We start from the raw sequence: 5,003 nt of genomic DNA, 5'->3' as shown, positions 1-5,003 counted from the left end.
GGTTCGATCCGTCCGCCGGGGGACCGGGCGCCTACGACACCCCGCTGGGCATCACCAATCCGCCCATCGACGAGCTGCTGGACCGCGTCTCGAGCAAGTACGCCCTGGTGATCTATGCCGCCAAGCGGGCCCGCCAGATCAACGACTACTACAACCAGCTCGGCGAGGGCATCCTCGAGTACGTGGGGCCGCTGGTCGAGCCGGGGCTGCAGGAAAAGCCGCTTTCGATCGCGATGCGCGAGATCCACGGCGACCTGCTCGAGCACACCGAGGGCGAGTAACAGGCCGGGCCGGGCGCTGTGTACGACCGTAACCGGATTTCCAAACGGGTCATCGTCGGCGTCTCCGGCGGTATCGCCGCCTATAAGGCGTGCACCGTCGTTCGTCAGCTCTCCGAGGCCGGTCATTCGGTCCGTGTCATCCCGACCGAGTCAGCGCTGCGTTTCGTCGGGGCGGCCACCTTTGAGGCGCTTTCCGGCCAGCCGGTCCACACCGGCGTCTTCAGCGACGTCCCGGAAGTTCCGCACGTCCAGCTCGGCAAGCAGGCCGACTTGGTCGTGGTCGCCCCGGCCACCGCGGATCTACTCGCCAGGGCCGTACACGGCCGCGCCGACGATCTGCTGACCGCCACCCTGCTCACCGCGCGATGTCCGGTGCTGTTCGCGCCGGCGATGCACACCGAGATGTGGTTGCACCCGGCCACCGTGGACAACGTGGCCACGCTGCGCCGCCGGGGAGCGGTGGTACTGGAACCGGCCGCCGGGCGGCTCACCGGGACGGACAGCGGGGCAGGCCGGTTACCCGAAGCCGAGGAAATCACCACGCTGGCTCACCTGCTGCTGGAGCGCCACGACGCGCTTCGCTACGACCTGGCCGGCTGCAAGGTGCTGGTGACCGCCGGCGGTACCCGCGAACCCGTCGACCCGGTGCGCTTCATCGGCAACCGCAGCTCCGGCAAGCAGGGCTATGCGGTGGCCCGGGTGGCCGCCCAGCGCGGCGCGGAGGTGACGCTGATCGCGGGGCATACGGCTGGACTGATCGACCCCGCCGGCGTCGAGGTGGTCCACGTCAGCTCGGCCCAGCAACTGGGCGACGCGGTGGCCAAGCATGCGCCCGAGGCCGACGTGCTGGTGATGGCCGCCGCGGTGGCCGACTTCCGGCCCGCCCGGGTTGCGGCCGCCAAGATCAAAAAGGGAGTCGAGGGACCGCCGACCATCGAGTTGGTCCGCAACGACGACGTGCTGGCCGGTGCGGTGCGGGCACGCGCGCACGGCGAGCTGCCCAACCTGCGGGCCATCGTGGGATTCGCCGCCGAGACCGGCGACGCCAACGGGGACGTGCTGTTTCACGCCCGGGCGAAGCTGCGCAACAAAGGCTGTGATCTATTGGTCGTCAACGCGGTGGGCGAAGGCAGAGCCTTCGAGGTGGACAACAACGACGGTTGGCTGCTGGCCGCCGACGGCACCGAGTCCGCGCTGCAGCACGGCTCCAAGACACTGATGGCCAGTCGTATCGTGGATGCGATCGCCGCATTCCTGCACGGGGGCAGCGGGTAGCACGGTCGAGTTCTTCTCGGCACCGGGGCAGGTGCACCGGGCCGACGCCAGCCGATATAATTCGGCTAACTAACTAATTGGAAGGATTGGCATAGTGAGCGAAAAGGGTCGCCTGTTTACCAGTGAGTCGGTGACTGAGGGACATCCCGACAAGATCTGTGACGCGATCAGCGACTCGGTCCTCGACGCCCTGCTGGCCCAGGACCCCCGTTCACGTGTCGCGGTGGAGACGCTGGTCACCACCGGTCAGGTGCACGTGGTGGGTGAGGTGACGACCACGGCCAAAGAGGCGTTCGCCGACATCACCAACACGGTTCGCGAGCGCATCCTCGACATCGGCTACGACTCGTCGGACAAGGGCTTCGACGGGGCGTCGTGCGGGGTGAACATCGGTATCGGCAAGCAGTCGCCCGACATCGCCCAGGGCGTCGACACCGCCCACGAGGCGCGCGTCGAGGGTGCCGCGGACCCGCTGGACGCCCAGGGCGCCGGCGACCAGGGCCTGATGTTCGGCTACGCGATCAACGACACCCCCGAGCGGATGCCGCTGCCGATCGCGCTCGCCCACCGGCTGTCGCGGAAGCTGACCGAGGTCCGCAAGAACGGCACGCTGCCCTACCTGCGGCCGGACGGCAAGACGCAGGTCACCATCGAATACGAGGACGACGTTCCGGTCCGGCTGGACACCGTGGTGATCTCCACCCAGCACGCCGACGGGGTCGACCTGGAGAAGACGCTGGATCCCGACATCCGGCAGCACGTGCTCAAGACCGTGCTCGACGAGCTGGCGCACGACACCCTGGACTCGTCGGCGACGCGAGTGCTGGTCAACCCCACCGGCAAATTCGTCCTCGGCGGGCCGATGGGCGACGCCGGCCTGACCGGCCGCAAGATCATCGTCGACACCTACGGCGGATGGGCGCGGCACGGCGGCGGCGCCTTCTCCGGCAAGGATCCGTCCAAGGTGGACCGGTCGGCGGCCTACGCGATGCGCTGGGTGGCCAAGAACATCGTCGCCGCCGGGCTGGCGGAGCGGGTCGAGGTCCAGGTGGCCTACGCGATCGGCAAGGCCGCCCCGGTCGGGCTGTTCATCGAGACGTTCGGCACTGCGACGGTCGACCCGGTCAAGATCGAGAAGATCGTGCCCGAGGTGTTCGACCTGCGCCCCGGCGCGATCATCCGCGACCTGGACCTGCTGCGCCCGATCTACGCACAGACCGCCGCCTACGGGCACTTCGGCCGTACCGACGTCGAACTGCCGTGGGAGCAGCTGAACAAGGTGGACGACCTCAAGCGCGCCATTTAGGCGCCGGGTGGTCGGCGTCTAGCGCGGGCAGTCCGTCGATACTGCGCCGGTTGCGGTTGATCCGCCGGTCGTACTGCTCATCGGTTGCCTTGCGGTGCGCGGCGTCGAGCACCGGACGTTCGTCGACCAGCTCGTAGTAGGGCACCGCGAATCCGCAGGCGTCGGCGATCCGCTCCACATCGATCACGATGATGGCGCGGATACCCGCATGCTGGTCGCCGAAATGCCCTATGAGACTTGCGAATTCGGTGTCGTCCGGGCGGACCACCCGTCCGGTGCCGAACAGCCGCAGGATTCGCGAGTTGCGGGTGAACGAGCAGAACATGACGGTGATGCGGCCGTTGTCGCGTACATGGGCGATGGTTTCCACACCGCTGCCGAACAGATCCAGGTAGGCGACGGTGTGCTCGTCGAGTACGGCGAAGGTGTCGCGATATCCCTTGGGGGAGAGGTTGATTCGTCCCCCCTCGGAGGGGGCGGTGGCGACGAAGAACACGGCCTGTTCGCGGATGAAGTCGCGAAGCGACGCGTCGATGCTCGGGAATACCTTTGCCACGTGAGCAGCGTAGCCGCTAGCCGGTGAAGCGGTAGTCGTCCAGATTGAACCGCCGGCTGCGCCAGTACACCTCCGGGGTGGTGCCCGGGCGCAGTGGCACGTCGCCGTTCTTGTCGAAGTAGTAGCTGTTGGCCAGCCGGCAGCTGTCCTGCCAGAAGATCTGCCGGTGCCGTCGACGCATCATCTCGTCGAAGTAGCGATCGTTGGCTTCTTGGCTCACCTCGACGCGGGTCGCACCGAGGCGCTCGGCCTGCTTGAGGCACCGCACGATGTGATGGGTCTGCGCCTCGATGAGCGCGAAATAGGACGACCCGACGTAGCCGTACGGACCGAACACGGTGAAGAGGTTCGGAAAGCCAGGTACGGTGACGCCCTCGTAGGCCTGCAGCCGGTGCTCATCCCAGAACCGGCTCAACGACTTTCCGCCGGTTCCGGTCACCGCAAACGTGGGCACATTGTCGGGGTCCATCACCTTGAAGCCGGTCGCCAGGATCAGCACATCGACCTCGTGGGTTTCACCGTCGGTGGTGGCCACCGCATCCGCAGTGATCTTGTCGATCGGTTCGGTGACCAGGCGCACGTTGTCGCGGTTGAAGGTGGCGAGGTAGCCGTTGTGGAAGCCGGGGCGTTTACAGCCGACCGCATACTTCGGAGTGAGCTGCTCGCGCACGGCCGGATCTCGAACCTGCTGCCGCAGATAGGACTTTCCCAGCGAGGCCATCCTCTTGGCCAGGGGGATGACCGTGAAATAGTGCGCCGAGATGGGGAAGGTGAGTTCCACATACGCCTGGCTGAGCAGTCGCTGCAGCAACTTGCCGCCGGGAATTCGCATCGCCCAGCGCGCCGGAGCGGGCAGCGGGACGTCGAATTTCGGGAAACACCAGATCGGCGTGCGCTGAAATACGGTGAGCGACGACACAATTGGCGCTATTTCGGGAACCACTTGCACGGCCGAGGCGCCGGTGCCGATCACCGCGACCCGCTTGCCGCGCAGATCTTGGTCGTGATCCCACCGTGCGGTGTGCATGGTGATCCCGGCGAACGAATCCACCCCGTCGATGTCGGGCAGGTTGGGCACCGTCAGCACGCCGCACGCGCTGATCACGAACCTGGCGGTGATCGGCCCGGCCGGGTCGGTCTGCACCCGCCACAGGCCGAGCTCGTCGTCGAACTCGGCGGTTTGCACCTTGGTGTTGAACCGGATCCGGGATCGGATGCCGTATTTGTCGGCGCAGTGTTCGGCATAGGCCTTGAGTTCACGGCCCGGCGCGTAGGTGCGCGACCAGTGCCGGCTCTGCTCGAAGGAGAACTGATAGGAGAACGACGGAATATCCACGGCGATACCGGGATAGGTATTCCAGTGCCAGGTGCCGCCGACTCCGTCGCCGGCTTCAATCACCAGATAATCGGGCAGCCCCGCCTTGTCGAGGTTGATGGCCGCGCCGATGCCGGAGAACCCGGCGCCGATGATCAGCGTGTGGTAGTCGGGGGTCTCCGTCGGATCGATCCCCGGCCGGGCCGGGCGCGGCTCGCTCATGCGTTCACCGTACGCTCCGGGTTTACCGGTGTAGGGCGGTTCGCAGCG

Annotated in this window: 5 protein-coding genes; 3 read left to right on the top strand and 2 right to left on the bottom strand. The window is 66.9% G+C overall.

Going from position 1 to position 5,003, the window contains the following annotated elements:
• The 3 genes from rpoZ to metK form a co-directional block, all read left to right on the top strand.
• Positions 1-281, top strand: a 281-nt coding sequence (rpoZ, locus tag A5625_RS21280; protein WP_065056324.1) for a DNA-directed RNA polymerase subunit omega, incomplete at its 5' end; no start/stop codon positions are given.
• Between the two features lie 18 nt (positions 282-299).
• Entirely contained in the window at positions 300-1,556 is a 1,257-nt protein-coding gene (gene coaBC, locus A5625_RS21275) for a bifunctional phosphopantothenoylcysteine decarboxylase/phosphopantothenate--cysteine ligase CoaBC (protein WP_066998554.1), read from the top strand.
• Between the two features lie 94 nt (positions 1,557-1,650).
• Positions 1,651-2,862, top strand: a complete 1,212-nt coding sequence (metK, locus tag A5625_RS21270) for a methionine adenosyltransferase (protein ID WP_066998551.1) — start codon at positions 1,651-1,653, stop codon at positions 2,860-2,862.
• On the opposite strand, the gene A5625_RS21265 is transcribed toward metK, so the two are convergent.
• On the bottom strand, positions 2,846-3,418 hold the full coding sequence (locus A5625_RS21265; RefSeq protein WP_066998548.1) for a pyridoxamine 5'-phosphate oxidase family protein: 573 nt from the start codon (positions 3,416-3,418) through the stop codon (positions 2,846-2,848). The two genes, metK and A5625_RS21265, sit on opposite strands and share 17 nt — an antisense overlap.
• A 16-nt stretch (positions 3,419-3,434) precedes the next feature.
• The gene (locus tag A5625_RS21260; RefSeq protein WP_066998557.1) at positions 3,435-4,955 is read right to left on the bottom strand and encodes an NAD(P)/FAD-dependent oxidoreductase; all 1,521 of its coding nucleotides are present in this window, start codon (positions 4,953-4,955) and stop codon (positions 3,435-3,437) included.
• Positions 4,956-5,003 lie beyond the last annotated feature (48 nt).

Origin of the sequence: Mycobacterium sp. 1465703.0 (assembly GCF_001672975.1) — a bacterium.
Lineage (GTDB): Bacteria > Actinomycetota > Actinomycetes > Mycobacteriales > Mycobacteriaceae > Mycobacterium.
The sequence above is the reverse complement of the archived record's forward strand: the minus strand, read 5'-3'. Positions and strand labels throughout refer to the sequence as shown.